The 14,573-nt window shown below is 70.5% G+C and carries 14 protein-coding genes; 9 read left to right on the forward strand and 5 right to left on the reverse strand.

The window, feature by feature from the left end:
• The first annotated feature begins 113 nt into the window (after positions 1-113).
• The 7 genes from ABEA46_RS11750 to tatA all read left to right on the forward strand — a co-directional run bounded on the left by ABEA46_RS11750 (position 114) and on the right by tatA (position 7,537).
• Complete coding sequence (locus ABEA46_RS11750; protein ID WP_345544726.1) at positions 114-1,412, forward strand: ABC transporter substrate-binding protein; 1,299 nt, start codon at positions 114-116, stop codon at positions 1,410-1,412.
• Positions 1,413-1,428: 16 nt separating this feature from the next.
• The gene (locus tag ABEA46_RS11755) at positions 1,429-2,415 is read left to right on the forward strand and encodes a carbohydrate ABC transporter permease (protein WP_425563184.1); all 987 of its coding nucleotides are present in this window, start codon (positions 1,429-1,431) and stop codon (positions 2,413-2,415) included.
• A 56-nt stretch (positions 2,416-2,471) separates the two neighbouring features.
• Positions 2,472-3,329 (forward strand): carbohydrate ABC transporter permease, encoded by an 858-nt coding sequence (locus tag ABEA46_RS11760; protein WP_345544834.1) that lies wholly within the window; start codon positions 2,472-2,474, stop codon positions 3,327-3,329.
• A 9-nt stretch (positions 3,330-3,338) separates the two neighbouring features.
• Positions 3,339-3,950 (forward strand): hypothetical protein, encoded by a 612-nt coding sequence (locus ABEA46_RS11765; RefSeq protein ID WP_345544728.1) that lies wholly within the window; start codon positions 3,339-3,341, stop codon positions 3,948-3,950.
• 64 nt (positions 3,951-4,014) lie between these two features.
• A complete protein-coding gene (locus ABEA46_RS11770; protein ID WP_345544729.1) occupies positions 4,015-4,554 on the forward strand; it encodes a LacI family DNA-binding transcriptional regulator in 540 nt (179 codons plus the stop codon).
• A 58-nt stretch (positions 4,555-4,612) separates the two neighbouring features.
• On the forward strand, positions 4,613-7,357 hold the full coding sequence (locus ABEA46_RS11775) for an exo-rhamnogalacturonan lyase family protein (RefSeq protein ID WP_345544730.1): 2,745 nt from the start codon (positions 4,613-4,615) through the stop codon (positions 7,355-7,357).
• A 9-nt stretch (positions 7,358-7,366) separates the two neighbouring features.
• On the forward strand, positions 7,367-7,537 hold the full coding sequence (gene tatA / locus ABEA46_RS11780) for a twin-arginine translocase TatA/TatE family subunit (RefSeq protein ID WP_345544731.1): 171 nt from the start codon (positions 7,367-7,369) through the stop codon (positions 7,535-7,537).
• Between the two features lie 76 nt (positions 7,538-7,613).
• Here the strand turns inward: tatA and ABEA46_RS11785 are convergent, their stop codons facing one another.
• From ABEA46_RS11785 to ABEA46_RS11800, 4 genes are read right to left on the reverse strand one after another with little or no spacing between them, the layout of a single operon-like run.
• On the reverse strand, positions 7,614-9,194 hold the full coding sequence (locus ABEA46_RS11785) for a hypothetical protein (protein WP_345544732.1): 1,581 nt from the start codon (positions 9,192-9,194) through the stop codon (positions 7,614-7,616).
• On the reverse strand, positions 9,176-9,952 hold the full coding sequence (locus ABEA46_RS11790; RefSeq protein ID WP_425563185.1) for an ABC transporter ATP-binding protein: 777 nt from the start codon (positions 9,950-9,952) through the stop codon (positions 9,176-9,178). Before ABEA46_RS11790 ends, ABEA46_RS11785 begins: the two co-directional genes overlap by 19 nt.
• Before the next feature lie 38 nt (positions 9,953-9,990).
• On the reverse strand, positions 9,991-10,377 hold the full coding sequence (locus ABEA46_RS11795) for a DUF1801 domain-containing protein (protein WP_345544734.1): 387 nt from the start codon (positions 10,375-10,377) through the stop codon (positions 9,991-9,993).
• 50 nt (positions 10,378-10,427) lie between these two features.
• A complete protein-coding gene (locus ABEA46_RS11800; protein WP_345544735.1) occupies positions 10,428-11,033 on the reverse strand; it encodes a GNAT family N-acetyltransferase in 606 nt (201 codons plus the stop codon).
• 190 nt (positions 11,034-11,223) lie between these two features.
• Here ABEA46_RS11800 and ABEA46_RS11805 point away from each other — a divergent pair, with 190 nt between their 5' ends.
• Entirely contained in the window at positions 11,224-12,393 is a 1,170-nt protein-coding gene (locus tag ABEA46_RS11805) for a thiolase family protein (protein ID WP_345544736.1), read from the forward strand.
• 24 nt (positions 12,394-12,417) lie between these two features.
• Here ABEA46_RS11805 and ABEA46_RS11810 read toward each other — a convergent pair whose 3' ends face one another.
• Complete coding sequence (locus tag ABEA46_RS11810; protein WP_345544737.1) at positions 12,418-14,109, reverse strand: vWA domain-containing protein; 1,692 nt, start codon at positions 14,107-14,109, stop codon at positions 12,418-12,420.
• A 246-nt stretch (positions 14,110-14,355) separates the two neighbouring features.
• Between ABEA46_RS11810 and ABEA46_RS11815 the strand changes: the two genes are divergently transcribed.
• Positions 14,356-14,523: a hypothetical protein gene (locus ABEA46_RS11815; RefSeq protein ID WP_345544738.1), complete on the forward strand. Its 168-nt coding sequence runs from the start codon at positions 14,356-14,358 to the stop codon at positions 14,521-14,523.
• Positions 14,524-14,573 lie beyond the last annotated feature (50 nt).

Raw genomic sequence — 14,573 nt, forward strand, 5'->3', positions numbered from 1 at the left:
GTTTTTGTCCGCTTGTCCGAACCGTGTGACCTCCCTGCATAGATTGACTGCCGCCGACGGTGTGACGCCCGCACCCGGGTCGGCGCGATCGATGATCAGAGAGGATCACAGCAATGAAGCACACTGCACGGATCGTCGGCGCGGCCCTTGCCGCGACGCTGACGATCGGCACCCTGGCCGCCTGCTCGAGCGGTGACACCGGCAACGCCGGCGACGAGGCATCCGATGAGCCGGTCACGCTCGACCTGGTGTGGTGGGGCAACGACAGCCGCGCCGAGATGTACCAGAAGGCGATCGACGTCTTCGAGGACAAGCACCCGAACATCACCGTCAACGGCAACTTCGCCGACTTCCCGTCGTACTGGAACGCCCGCTCGACCGAGGTCGCCGCGAAGTCGCTCCCCGACGTGATGCAGTTCGACCAGGCCAACCTGATCCAGTACGGCTCGAAGGGCGCGCTGCTCGACCTCGGTCCGTACCTCGACGACCAGCTCGACCTGTCGACGATGGACGACATCATCGTCGACGCCGGCAAGATCGGCGGCACCCAGGTCGGCACGCCCGTCGGCACCGGAACGCTCGCGCTGTTCGTCAACCCCGCGCTCGCCGAGGCGGCCGGCGTCGACCCGCTCGACGCGGACTACACGTGGGACGACCTCAACGAGTGGATCCAGAAGCTGACGGATGCCGGCACGGCCAACGCCGCCGGCAGCCCCGTCTACGGCGGCTACGACCAGGGCATCACGTCGTGGTTCTTCCTGCAGTGGCTGCTGCAGAAGGGCGTCGAGCCGTTCGATGAGGACGGCAAGCCCAACTTCACCCAGGACGACATCGTCGACTGGATGGACCTGATGACGCCGTTCCGCGAGGCCGGTGCGTACTTCCCGCCGGACCGCGCGACGCAGATCGCGCCGGCGGACGGGTTCGCGCAGCAGGAGACGGCGAGTTCGCTGACGTGGGACAGCTTCTTCGCCCGGTACACAGACATCGCCGACCTGCAGACGCTGCCCGTGCCCACCGGCCCGAAGGGCGACAAGGACGTGTTCTACACGGTCCTGCACCTCGCCGGCGCGGCCAACACGAAGCACCCGGCCGAGGTCGCCGAACTGCTCGACTTCTTCGCCAACGACCCCGAGGTCTCGAAGATCTTCGGCACCTCGCGCGGCGTGCCCGCGTCGTCGACGCAGCTGGACGCCCTCGACTTCGCCGAGGGCTCGCTCGAGGCGAAGTCGCTGGAGTACCGCGACTCGCTGGCCGACTACGAGAGCGTGGCGGCGCCGACGCTGCCCGAGTCGTTCGCGACGCTCGAGGCCTCGTGGGTGCGTCTGAACGGCGATCTCATGTACGGCAAGATCACGGTCGACCAGTTCGCCGAGCAGTGGTGGGCAGAGGCCGAGCAGGCCGGGCTCTGACCCGACGGTCGCGGAGATGACGATGACCATCGATACCTCCGTGGCCGGCGCGACAGACGTCGCGCCGGCCACGGCCGGCCCGCCCGCCCCGAAGCCGCCACACCGTCGGCGCGGTGGCGTCGCGGGGCACGAGAACCGTGCCGGCTACACGTTCCTGCTGCCGTGGCTGCTCGGCTTCTTCCTGCTCACCGCCGGACCCATGGTCGCGTCGCTGTACCTCTCGTTCACGACGTACAACCTGTTCGAGCCGCCCGAGTGGGTGGGCCTGCAGAACTACCAGCAGCTGTTCACCGATCCGCGGTTCCTGCAGTCCGCGCAGGTCACGCTGGTCTACGTGATCGTCGGCACGCCGATCAAACTGGCCGCCGCACTGGGGGTCGCGCTGCTGCTCAACAACAGCCGTCGCGGGCAGGGCTTCTACCGCTCCGCGTTCTACGCGCCCTCGCTCATCGGCGCCTCGGTGTCGATCGCGATCGTGTGGCGCGCGATGTTCATCGACGACGGCATCGTCGACCGGATCGGGCAGGCGCTCGGCCTGGACTGGGGCGGCTGGGTCGGCAACCCCGACTACACGATGCCCATGTTCATCCTGCTCGCGACCTGGCAGTTCGGGGCGCCGATGGTGATCTTCCTCGCCGGACTCAAAGACATCCCGCAGGAGCTCTACGAAGCAGCCGACGTCGACGGCGCCGGCCGCTGGCGGCGCTTCTGGAACATCACGCTGCCGATGCTGTCGCCCGTGCTGTTCTTCAACCTGCTGCTGGAGACCATCAACGCGTTCCAGGTGTTTGCGTCGGCGTACATCATCTCGGACGGCACGGGCGGCCCGGCCGGCTCGTCGCTGTTCTACACGCTGTACATGTACACGAAGGGGTTCGTCGACCTGCGCATGGGGTACGCCAGCGCGATGGCGTGGATCCTGCTGATCGTGGTGGGCATCATCACGCTGATCTTCTTCCGGAGCTCGAAGCTCTGGGTGCACTACGGAGGGGATGCGCGATGACCGTCGCCGAGGATCTCACCACGACCCGTGCCCTCACGACCGGATCGGCTAAGCGGATGCCTCGCCGCCGGCGCACCCGGCACGACATCATCCGCTCCGCCGTGTTCCACGTGCTCTCGCTCGCCCTCGTGGTGGTCGTGCTGTACCCCGCCGCGTGGATGCTGTTGTCGTCGTTCAAGCCGAGCGACCAGATCGTGGGCGATGTCGGGCTGCTGCCCAAGGAGTTCACGCTCGACAACTTCCTGACCGCGCTGGACGGCATCGCCGGCATCTCGTTCTGGACCTTCTTCGGCAACTCGATGGCGCTCGCCGTGCTGTCGGTGATCGGGATCGTGGCGTCGTCGTCGGTCACGGCGTACGCATTCGCACGGATCTCGTTCGCGGGTCGCGGCATGTGGTTCGCGCTCATGATCGGGACGCTGCTGCTCCCGTTCCACGTCGTGATCATCCCGCAGTACATCGTGTTCAGTCAGGCCGGACTCGTGAACACCTATCTGCCGCTGCTGCTGGGCAAGTACCTCGCGACCGAGGCGTTCTTCGTCTTCCTCATCGTCCAGTTCATGCGTGGGGTGCCTCGCGACCTCGATGAGGCGGCGCGCCTGGACGGCGCGGGGCACGGACGCATCTTCTTCTCGATCATGCTGCCGCTCATGCGCCCGGCGCTGGTGACCAGTGCGATCTTCGCGTTCATCTGGACCTGGAACGACTTCTTCGGCCCGCTGCTGTACCTCAAGAAGCCCGACCTCTACACGATGCCGATCGCGCTGCGGCTCTACGTCGACGCGACGTCGACGTCGGACTTCGGCGCGCAGATGGCCATGGCGGTGCTCGCCCTGGTGCCCGTCCTGGTCTTCTTCCTGGTGTTCCAGCGGTACATCATCGGCGGCATGGCCTCGTCGGGGCTGAAGGGGTGACGGGCTGAGATGGCGCGCGCACTCTCCGACAAGCCGCGGCTGCTGCACTCGGCCGGGTTCGGGCTGCTCGGCGAGATGCTCCTCGTGGGCATCCTCGTCGCGGTCTGCCTGCTGCCGGCGGTCACGGCCCTGGCGGGACTCGCCGCGGGCACCCGTCATCTCAGACGTCACATCGCGGGCGAGGGCGACGGCATCCGGCTCCTGCTCGACGATCTGCGCATCGCGATGAAGGGGCTGCTGCTCCCGGGCGTCGTGCTCGTCGCCGCCCTGCTGGCCGTCGCGTTCGACGTCTGGCTGCTGTCGTTCGTCGAGGCGCCCGGCGAGGCGGCGGTGCGACTCGTGCTGCTGGCGGCCGGGCTCGCCGCCGTCCTGATCGCGGTGCGTCTGGCGGCACGCTGGGCACCGGGAATGCCGCTGCGCCCGCAGCTGCGTGCGGCGGCCGCCGTCACGTGGCGCGACCCGGTGGGCACGCTGCTGCTGGCCGCCGCCGTAGGCGCCCCCGCGCTGTTCGTCTGGATGTACCCGCCGCTGCTCGTCGTGTCGGGCGGGCTCGTCGCGCTGGCCGGTGTCGGTGTCGAGATGCGTCGCGCCTCGCGCGCGGAGCCGCCTGCCGGAGGGTGAGGGATGCCGCACCACGAGTCCTGCGCGTGGCCCGCACCCGCCCGGACGACGGCGGGATCGGGCCGTGGCTGAGGCGCGACTGAGCGACGTCGCCCGCGCGGCGGGGGTGTCGCAGTCGACAGCGTCGCGCGTGCTGAACGGCTCGACCCGGAGCGTGCGTGCCGAGAACGCCGCGCGGGTGCGGGCTGCTGCGGCGAACCTCGGTTATTCGGTGGACCTGCGTGCGCAGGCGACGGCGCGCGGGCTGTCGAGCACCGTCGCCATCGTCGTCGACGCCCTCACCGATCCCGACGCGATGCGCGTGGCGGCGTGCGTGCAGCGCGCCGTCGACGACATCGGCCTGCTGGCCCAGGTGACGGTCTGTCCGCCGGCGTCCGACCGCGCCGCCGAGATCGTGCGCATCCTGCGCGGGCAGCGCCCGCGGGCGATCGTCCTCGTGCCGTCGTCCGGGCGTCCCCGCGGGCCGGTCGCCGACGAGCTGGCCCAGTTCGCGGCACACGGCGGACTGCCCGTCGTGCTCGATCGCGGATCCGCAGCGGACAGCCGTGATGCCGTTCTGAGCGATTTTGTCCGATTGATCAGCGCGGCCGAGACCGCGGCCTAGTTTCGGTGGCGGTCGGAGCCAGCGACGGCTCCACAGGATTCATCGAGGAGTCATCGCCATGCACATCAGTCGTCGAACCCTGCTGCAGTCGTCGGTCGCCGCCGGCGTCGCTGCGGCGTTCGCCTCGGCCTCGCCGACGGCGGCGAATGCGGTTCCGGGCACGCTCGGCGCGTTCGGCCAGGTGGTGCCGCAGGCGCTCACCGGGCACGGTCCGGTCCCGCTCCGCTGGCTCGAAGGCGGCACTCCTACGCAGCTCGTGGCGGGCACGACGTGGGGAGTGCCGTGGCCGCGCGGGGCGCTGAGCCCCGATCAGAGCTTCGCGCTGGTCGCCGAGTCGGGCGAGTCCGTTCCGGTGCAGAGCTGGCCGACCGGCTGGTGGCCCGACGGGTCGGTGAAGTGGACGGCTCACGCCGTCAGCTCCGCGTCGAACCGCTCGGCGGGTTACACGTTGCAGCCGGGCACACCGGCGGTGGCGGCATCCACCATCACGGTCTCCGACAATCCCGGCCGGGTCGCGGTCGACACCGGCGTCATCAGCGTCGAGTTCCCCAAGAACGGCGCGAACCTCGTCTCGGCGATCCGCCGCGGCGGCACGGTGATCGCCGAAGCGGGGCGGCTGGTGGCGTCGCGGCAGGACAGCCCCGACACGGACGGCGCCGCGAAGGTCGCGCGCGAGCAGTTCCAGAGCCAGGTCTCGGGCGTCACGGTCGAGCAGAACGGGCCGGTGCGCGCCGTCGTCCGCGTGACCGGCAACCACAAGAAGGGCAACCGCACCTGGCTGCCGTTCGACGTCAGGTTCTACCTCTACGCAGGGTCCGACGGAGTGCGGGTCGTGCACAGCTTCGTGTTCGACGGCGACGAGGACAAGGACTTCATCAACGGCCTCGGATTCACCTTCTCGGTGCCGCTGTCCGCACAGCTGCACGACCGCCACATCCGGTTCGCGGGCGAGGGCGCCGGCGTGCTCGGCGAAGCCGTCCGCGGCATCACCGGCCTGCGGCGCGACCCGGGCGCGGCGGTGCGGGCCGCGCAGATCGCCGGCGTCGCCACACCCGACCCCGCGACGTGGGACCAGCGCGTCACGTCGCGGCTGCAGTGGATCCCGGCGTGGGGCGACTACAGCCTGAGCCAGCTCACCGCCCACGGTTTCGAGATCCGCAAGCGCACATCGTCGGGGCACTCGTGGATCCGGGTGGATGCCGGCACACGCGCACGCGGCCTCGCCTACGTCGGCAGCCCCACGGGCGGTCTCGCGTTCGGCATGCGCAACTTCTGGCAGCTGCATCCCACCGAGCTGGAGATCTCGGGCGCCGCCACCGACAAGGCGACGGCCACGGCGTGGATGTGGTCGCCGAAGGCGGGCGCGATGGACCTGCGCTTCTACCACGACGGCATGGGACAGGACACCTACCCGGAGCAGCTCGACGCGCTCGAGATCACGTACGAGGACTTCGAGCCCGGCTTCGGATCGCCCTACGGCACGGCACGCACCACCGAGCTCAGCTTCTGGGCACTGGGCGCGACCCCGACCGCGCAGGACTTCAGCGCGCTCGCCGATGCGAACACGCTGCCGCCGCTGCTGATCAGCGCGCCCGATCACAACCACTCCGCCGGCGTGTTCGGGTCGTGGGCGCCGGTGGACCGCTCCAACCTCGCGAAGATCGCGGTCGAGGACAAGCTCGCGTTCATGCACCAGCACTACGTCGCGCAGGTCGACCAGCGCTCGTGGTACGGGTTCTGGGACTACGGCGACGTGATGCACGAGTTCGATCGCGACCGGCACGTGTGGCGGTACGACATCGGCGGCTACGCGTGGGACAACTCAGAACTGTCGACCGACATGTGGCTCTGGTACCACTACCTTCGGACCGGGGATGCCGCGGCCTTCCGCTTCGCGGAGGCCATGACCCGGCACACCGGCGAGGTGGACGTCTACCACCTCGGCAAGTACCGCGACCTCGGCACCCGCCACGGCATCATGCACTGGGGCGACAGCGCGAAGCAGCAGCGCATCAGCAACGCCGGCTACCGGCGCTTCTACTACTTCCTCACCGCCGACGAACGGGTCGGCGACCTCATGCATGACCTCGTCGACGCCGACAAGACGTTCCTCGAGCTCGACCCTTACCGCAAGCTCCGAACGGACGAGTACGACCCGCAGCCCGCGGCCCTGGCGGTGTCGAACACGACCGACTGGGGTGCGCTGGCGCTGGCGTGGCTCGCGGAGTGGGAGCGCAACGGCGACCCGATCGCGCAGACCAAGCTCGTCAACGGCGCCAAGACGATCGCGGCGATGCCCAACGGCTGGTCGCAGGGCGGCACGCTGCGCTACGACATGGCCGACGGCTCATTCGGCGAAGAGACCGAGCGCTCGGTCGAGGTCGGATCGCTCGACTCGGTGTTCGGGCTCATCGAGCTGATGACCGAGCTCATCGACCTCATCGACGATCCGAAGGTGACCGAGCAGTGGGTCAACTACTGCAAGCTCTACAACGGCACATCGGCCGAGCAGGTCGCGATCACGGGCACGTCGTGGGGGAGCCAGAACCTGCGCCAGGCCTACTCCCGGGCCACCGCGTACGCCGCGCACCAGCTCGGCGACACCACCCTCGCGAAGCGGGCGTGGAAGGAGTTCCGCACCGGGCACGCCGGCTACCCCGAAGGGCTTGCCTTCACCGCGACCCACATCGACGGTCCGGCCGTGCTCAACCCGATCGATGAGGCGCCGTTCAGCACCAACGCCAGCGCCCAGTACGGTCTCGCCGCGATCCAGTGCCTCGCCCTGGTGGGCGACCAGATCTGAGCAGCCGGCATGCTCGCGAATCTCAGCGGCTGGCACCTGATCCTGCTGCTCGCCGTCGTGATCCTCCTGTTCGGCGCCGCCCGGCTCCCCGCCCTCGCCAAGGGCGTCGGCCAATCGGTGCGCATCCTCAAGCGCGAGACGAAGGACGCATCCCCGGCCGACGAGGCCGCGTCCGAATGACCTGGATGAGTGGATGCCGGGCGCGCGGCATCCACTCATCCGGCCCGGTGAGCGAGCCTGCGTCGCCGGGCGCGCGTCAGATCGGGAACGCCTTGATCCGCTGCAGCAGGCCAGGGCCGGAATGGTCGAGGATGCGGCCGCCGACGATCACCCCGGCCACGATGGCGCCGGCGCCGACGACGATCCCGACGGCGAGGGCGACCGCGCCGAGGGCAGCCGACGCCGTCGTCATCGAGACGATCGCGAGGATGACGGCCGGTGCGCCGAGCAGCAGGCAGGCACCCATCACCAGGAACACCAGCATCCCGCTCGCGAAGGTCTGCCCGGGCACCGTCTTGAACGGGCTGTCGCCGGCGCGGGGGACCGGGACGACGAGGAGCGCCGACGAGACCGCCGACACGCCGTAGCCGACGAGGAGCAGCCCGAGCGATCCGCCGAGGACGGCGGCGAGCCGGTCCCAGGTCCCGGTGATCGCGGCGACGACCACGGCGATGGCGATGACGGCGGGGACGCCAACGGTGCCTGCGCCGAGGGTGCGTCCCCAGCGATCCGCGCGACCGGCGACTCCGGACGACAGCACCGAGGCGAACGCGGTGCCGTCATAGGAGATGTCGGCGTAGGTCGAGATCGCCAGGATGAGGGCGACCACGACAGCGGAGGCGCCGAACATCGCGCCGTCGACGCCGCCCGTGAAGGCGAACAGCGCGGGGAACAACGGGATGAAGATCAGCTGACGCAGGTAGCGCGGATCGCGCAGCCAGCTGTTGAGCGAGCGTGCCCACGTGGCACCCACGCCGCCCGTGGGCATCACTCCGAAGAGCCCGAGCGCGCCGGACTTGACGGTCCGGGTCGTCGGGCGGGGGCGCGTGCCGGCTGCGGAATGCAGCGCTCGCGCCCACACGAACCACAGGGCCGCCAGCGTGCCGACGGCGATCGCGAGCTTGCACAGCGCGGCGAACCCGTCGCCCGCGGCGACGTCGCCCGGGACCGCCCACGCGGCGCCGATCGGCGTCCAGCCGAGGATCGTGCCGGCCACGCCGAGCCGTGCCGTGAGGTCGCCGGCCGCGTCGACCAGGCCCAGCACGCCCGTCAGGATCGGCCCGGTCATGATGAGCAGGCCGATCACGATCGTGCCGATGACCTCCTGCCCGCGGCGGCGGCCCGAGAAGCCCGTGGTCACTGTCGTGACGAGCCGGCTGAAGAGCACGCAGGTGAGCACGGCGACGATCGCCATGGGCAGGGCGACGACCGCCGCCAGCGGCCAGCGCACCCAGAGGACGACGGACGCGAGCGCGGCGAGAGCGGTGGCGATGCCGGGGATGCCCGTCAGTCCGGTGCCCGTCAGCGCGAGCATGAGCTGGCGCTGCGAGAACGGGAACGGAGCCAGGCGGTCGGCATCCACGGTCCCGTCAGCCCCCGACACGATCAGCGGTCCGAGCGTCCAGCCGAGGAGCAGGGCGGAGCCCGCGACCACGGCGATCGCGCGGGTGGCGTCGAGATCCTGGAAGATGCTGACGGCCACGAGCCCCGCCACGACGAGGCCGACGAGCCACACCGCGGCCAGCATCCCGAAGACGAACCCGACCAGCTGCCAGGGGCTGCGGGAGAGGCTGTTACCGAGAAGGCGGTACCGCAGCCTCAGGACTGTCGCAACCACTCCGGCCCCTCCGAGGTGTGGCGGCCGCCGACGAGTGTCAGGAACCGGGACTGCAGGGTCTCGCCCGCGCGGACGTCTTCGACGGTTCCGGCAGCGCGCACCCCGCCGTCGACGATGATCGCCACGTGGTCGCACATGCGCTGAACGAGGTCCATCGAGTGGCTCGACACGATGACGGTGCCGCCGGTCGACGTATAGCTGCGCAGGACGTCCTCGATGTTCGCGGCCGATACCGGGTCGACGGACTCGAAGGGCTCGTCGAGCACCAGCAGGCGCGGCGCGTTCACCAGCGCGCACGCGAGCGCGACCTTCTTCGTCATGCCCGCCGAGTAGTCGGCGACCATCGTGCCTGCGGCCTGACGCAGGTCCATCAGGTCGAGCAGGTCGGCGACGCGAGGGGCGATCTCGGGGCGCGGGATGCCGAACATCATCGCCGTGTAGGTGATGAGCTGCTCACCGGTGAGCCGGTCGAACAGGCGCACGCCGTCGGCGAGGTTGCCGATCATCCGCTTCGCCTCGACGGGATGCTGCCACACGTCCACGCCGTGGATCTCGGCCGTGCCCGCATCGGGGCGCAGGAGCCCGGTCGCCATCGAGAGCGTCGTCGTCTTGCCGGCGCCGTTCGGGCCCACGAGTCCGAAGAACGAGCCCGTCGGCACCTGCAGGTCGAGCCCGGCGACGGCGAGCTTGTCGCCGAACCGCTTCACGAGCCCCGACAGTCTCAGGGCGGGGGCAGTCGGTGTCTCATCCACCCTCATGACCCTAACGAGTCCGGGCGCGGCCCTCCCGTCGGTCCTCACCCCGCCCCGTTGAGCTTCACCGCCTCCGTCACGAGGGCCTCGATACCCGGCGCGTCGACGCGGCCGTCGGCGGAGAAGTCGATCGCCCGGACGACCTTGCTGTCGAGTCGCGTGTTGAACAGGTCGCTGCCTGCCATGCGCGCCCCCTTCGAGAAGGTGATCCGCACCGTGTTCTTGAGCACATCGATGAAGCAGACATCGCCGTCGTGGGCCCAGAACGCGACGCCTTCCGGCTTGGAGGGCTTCTTGTACTTGACGACCTCGACAGCGTCAGGGTCGGCTGCCCGGATCGCCGCTCGCAACGCTGCGAAGGTGTCGTGCTTCCACCCGGTCAGTCCCTCGAGGATGTCGTCGATCTGCTCGGAGTCGGTCTTGTCGCTCATGCGCGAATCCTCGCGAACCCGCTCGCCGAAATCAACGGCAGCGCGGCGGGTCACCGGCCGGCGGGAGCCACTGTCAGGCGCACCACCGTCTTGTTCTTGCCGATGCGCCGCTCGAACGTGAAGCCGGCCTTCTCGAACATGGCCCGCGTGCCGTTGTGCAGGAACGACGACGACGTCTTCGTGCCGGGTTCTACCACGTTCGGGAACGACACCACTTCGCCGCCCCCGGCCTGCGCGATCAGGTCGAGCGCGCCGTCCAGGGCCTCTCGGGCGACGCCGGAGCGCCGGTGGTCGCGGTCGACGAAGAAGCACGTGATCCGCCACGGCGCCGGGTTCTGCTCGCCGGCGTCGTACTCCTTGCGGTGGTAGATGCCCGGCAGCTCGTCGGGGCTGCCGTACTCGCACCACGCGATCGCGGCGTCGCCCTCGAACACGAGCGCGGCATGCGCGACCCCCTCCTCGACCAGCCGCTGCTTGAAGGTCGCCCGGTCGTAGTCGTCCTTGACGGTGTGCTCCGTGTCGCCGTGGAAGTACGAGCAGTAGCATCCACCCCACACGCCGTTGTGCTTCTGCGCGAGCGCAAGCCAGGCGGGGAAAGTCTCGGGGGTGAGGGGTCTGACCACGTGCGCCGTCGTCGGCGCCACCTCTTCCGTCATCGCCGGCTCCTCGCGTCGGTCGTGCAGGGGCGGATCCTCGAGGTGATTGTTCATCCGACGCCGCGCGTGTGCAAGGCCTCCCGCGTCAGGCTCAGTGCGGCCAGCCGAGGAACTCGCCGGGCTGACCGGCCTCGACCTCGGTATGGTCGATGCTGCGGTGGCGGCATCCCTCTTCCGGAAGGAATCTGACGTGGCCTCGACGTTCATCTATGACGCGGTGCGCACCCCGTTCGGCCGGGCTGGCGGAGCGCTGGCCGGTGTACGGCCCGACGACCTCGCTGCCGTGGTGATGCGGGCGGCCGTCGAACGCGCGGGCGTGGACCCGGCGCGCATCGACGACGTGATCTTTGGCGACGCGAACCAGGCCGGCGAAGACAACCGCAACGTCGCGCGCATGGGGGCGCTGCTCGCAGGGTTCCCGACGAGCGTTCCCGGTGTGACGGTCAACCGGCTGTGCGGGTCGTCGGTCGAAGCCGTGATCCAGGGATCGCGGGCCATCGAGGCGGGCGACGCATCCCTGGTGCTGACGGGCGGGGTCGAGTCGATGAGCCGCGCCCCGTACGTCGTCGAGAAGTCGGCCAGGCCCTTCCCGGCGGTCGGCGACCAGACCATGTGGAACACCGCGATCGGCTGGCGCATGACCAACCGCGCACTGCCGGCGGAGTGGACGATCTCGAACGGACAGTCCGCCGAGAAGCTCGCCGGCATCTACGGCATCTCGCGCGAGGAACAGGACGCGTTCGCCCTGCGCAGCCATCGCCTCGCCGCCGCAGCGTGGGCGGCCGGCGTCTACGACGAAGAGACCGCCCAGGTGCCCGGAGCGCTGCTGGCCCGTGACGAGGGCATCCGCGACGACACGACCCCCGAAGCGCTCGCCGGCCTGCGGGCCCTGTTCGCGGCGGAGGGCACCGTGACCGCCGGCAACTCGTCGCCGATCAACGACGGCGCGTCGGCCGTGCTGCTGGGCGGGGAGGGCGCGGTGGATGCCGAACCCCTGGCCCGCATCGCCGGCCGGGGGGTGTTCGGCAACGACCCCGACGTGTTCGGCGTCGCGCCGGTCGAGGCGGCGAACCGCGCGCTCGCCCGCGCCGGGCGGACGTGGGCCGACGTCGACGTGGTCGAGCTGAACGAGGCGTTCGCGTCGCAGTCGCTCGCGTGCCTGCAGGGCTGGGCCGATCTCGATCCCGAGCGGGTCAACATCCACGGCGGGGCGATCGCGATCGGGCATCCGCTCGGCGCCTCGGGCGGCCGCATCATCGGCCACGCCGCGCACGAGCTGAAGCGCCGCGGCGGCGGAGTGGCGGTCGCCGCACTGTGCATCGGCGTGGGGCAGGGGCTCGCGGTGGTGCTGGAGCGCTGAGCCCCGGCATCCACCATCCGAGGATCAGCCGCAGCTGGGGCGGCAGCCGCGCTGCGTGACGGCGTCGATGAGGACCGTGCCGATGTCGGTCGGCTGCAGTGCCTGATAGGCGGCGCCGTCGGTGGCCGCGGCGATCTGCTCCAGAGCGGACTGGTCCGTGTCGGGTCCGTAGCCGATCGCGATGACGGCGACGGGGTTCGCCGGGTCGCGCAGCTTCTCCAGCTCTGCGAGCAGTCCGGGCAGGTCGAGGCCGTCGTCATCCTCGTTGACGCCGTCGGTGTTGAGCAGCACGAGGTTGATCTGACCGGGGACGTACGTCTCGCGCATGTACTTCACGGCCGCGAGCACGCTGTCGTAGAGGCCGGTGCCGCCGCCGACGAGGCTGTCGAGACCGTTGGCCGTGTCGATCGTGAGCTGCTTGTGGGCGGGATCGCCGAGCGAGCCGAACGGGACGATCTCTTGCCAGTCCTGCCCGCCGATCCGCCGGCTGGAGAAGACCCACGTGGCCAGCGACGAGTCCGCCGACAGGGAGTTGACCGCGCGGACGGCTGCCTGCTCGAACAGGTCGATGCGCCGCATGTCGGGGGTCGCCTGCTGCAGCATGGAGCCCGAGACGTCGTTGAGCGACAGCATCCGCGACGGCGCCGTGAGCACCTGCCACGTGCGCAGCGCCTCGGCCTGATTGGTGCTGTCGGCCGGCGCGGGTGCGGCGATGGTGGTCTCGCCGTCGCCGGTCGCCGTCGCCGGAGGGCTGCCCTCGGCGTTGCGCAGGCCGTGCTCGGCGAGCACGTCGTCGGCGTCGGCCATGGCCGTGCGCAGCGTCGCGACAGCCTGCGCGGTGTCGCCGGAGGCCCCGGCGAGCGTCACGAGCGGGATGCTCACGGCGGGCTTCACGTCGGCGGGGTAGACCGGCACGAGCTTCGTCGTCGCGCCCTCGTCGTACTGGTGGACCGCCTGTTCGGTGGCTACGGCGACCGTCGGGGTCGTCGCCGAGGCGGCCGCGGTGAGCGCATCGGCCGCGGTGGGGACGACGCCCGGGTCGAGGCTGAGCGCCAGCGCGGTGAACGTCCGCGCGTCGCCGGCGACCGCGGTCTGCAGAGCGAGCAGGGCGGCCGAGCTCGCGGCGACAGCCGACGGGTCGGGCAGCACGACGGCGACCGTACGCTGCGTCAGGCTCGAGAATCCGGCGTTCGCGCTGCTGATCGCCGTGGCGGTGGGCTCGGTGGCAGCGAACACGACCGGCGTGCTGGCGACGGCGTCGCCGACGACCAGCTCGGCCGCGTCCACGCCGGTGCGCTCGGCCTGGCCCGTCGCCCGCGCGGGCCACATCGCGGAGTCGGGCACCCACACGTCGAAGTCCGGCTCCCCACCGGCGGCGAGCGCGTCGGCGGTGACAGCGCTCTGTTCGGTCGTGACCGCCACGGCGGGGCAGTCGGCCCCGATGCCTGCGATGACCGCCTGGACCGCATCGGCGACCGCGGGATCTGCGGTGATGCGAAGGTCCTCGGGCAGGCAGGCGCCGGCTGCGGCCGGCTTCTGGTCGGGTTCGTCCGCGGCGCCGCGGGCGAAGACCACACCGATCACCACGACGAGCGCGACGACGAGGAGGATGACGAGGCCCAGCAGGATCAGCGAGCGCCGCCGCCGCTGCGCGGCACGCGCGGCCGCCCGGGTCGGCGTCTCGCCGGTGGCTGGGTTCGGCTGCAGTCGGGACACTGGCACTCCGATGGACGGCGGGTGGGGCCCGCTGTGTGGTGCACGTCGTCGTATCTGGGGGCATACGGCGTCGTACGTGGGGGATACTCCGGTGGAGTCTAGGCGACAGGGGCGCAGAGCCGAAACAGGCGTCTTGCGCTGCGACCTCGGAAAACGTGGATGCCTGCGGCCGCGGCATCCACTCGTCCGAGGTCGGTGGGGGATGCCGTCGCTACGCTGTGAGCAACGCCGAACGAAGGAGCCGAGGTGTCACGTTCCGACGAGCACGCCGTCCACGATCACGTCCCGGCCGAGGGAGAGCCGAGCATCCCCGAGCTGGAGGAGGACGAGAACATCGCGCCCCGCCCAGAGGAGGAGATCGCCGACGTCCTGCGCGCGAAGCCCGACGTCGCGGATCACACGCACCACGACTGACAACGCGTCGGCCCGCGAGTACCGTGGGGTCCGCCATCCATCGGAAGGGT

The sequence above is a fragment of the Microbacterium jejuense genome (assembly GCF_039544225.1).
GTDB lineage: Bacteria > Actinomycetota > Actinomycetes > Actinomycetales > Microbacteriaceae > Microbacterium > Microbacterium jejuense.

What these genes read in the sequence shown, in the direction of transcription:
- ABEA46_RS11750 (WP_345544726.1), top strand. Translation starts at nt 114, where the DNA reads ATGAAGCACACTGCACGGATCGTCGGCGCGGCCCTTGCCGCGACGCTG.
- ABEA46_RS11755 (WP_425563184.1), top strand. Translation starts at nt 1,429, where the DNA reads ATGACGATGACCATCGATACCTCCGTGGCCGGCGCGACAGACGTCGCG.
- ABEA46_RS11760 (WP_345544834.1), top strand. Translation starts at nt 2,472, where the DNA reads ATGCCTCGCCGCCGGCGCACCCGGCACGACATCATCCGCTCCGCCGTG.
- ABEA46_RS11765 (WP_345544728.1), top strand. Translation starts at nt 3,339, where the DNA reads ATGGCGCGCGCACTCTCCGACAAGCCGCGGCTGCTGCACTCGGCCGGG.
- ABEA46_RS11775 (WP_345544730.1), top strand. Translation starts at nt 4,613, where the DNA reads ATGCACATCAGTCGTCGAACCCTGCTGCAGTCGTCGGTCGCCGCCGGC.
- tatA (WP_345544731.1), top strand. Translation starts at nt 7,367, where the DNA reads ATGCTCGCGAATCTCAGCGGCTGGCACCTGATCCTGCTGCTCGCCGTC.
- ABEA46_RS11790 (WP_425563185.1), bottom strand. Translation starts at nt 9,952, where the DNA reads ATGAGGGTGGATGAGACACCGACTGCCCCCGCCCTGAGACTGTCGGGG.
- ABEA46_RS11795 (WP_345544734.1), bottom strand. Translation starts at nt 10,377, where the DNA reads ATGAGCGACAAGACCGACTCCGAGCAGATCGACGACATCCTCGAGGGA.
- ABEA46_RS11800 (WP_345544735.1), bottom strand. Translation starts at nt 11,033, where the DNA reads ATGACGGAAGAGGTGGCGCCGACGACGGCGCACGTGGTCAGACCCCTC.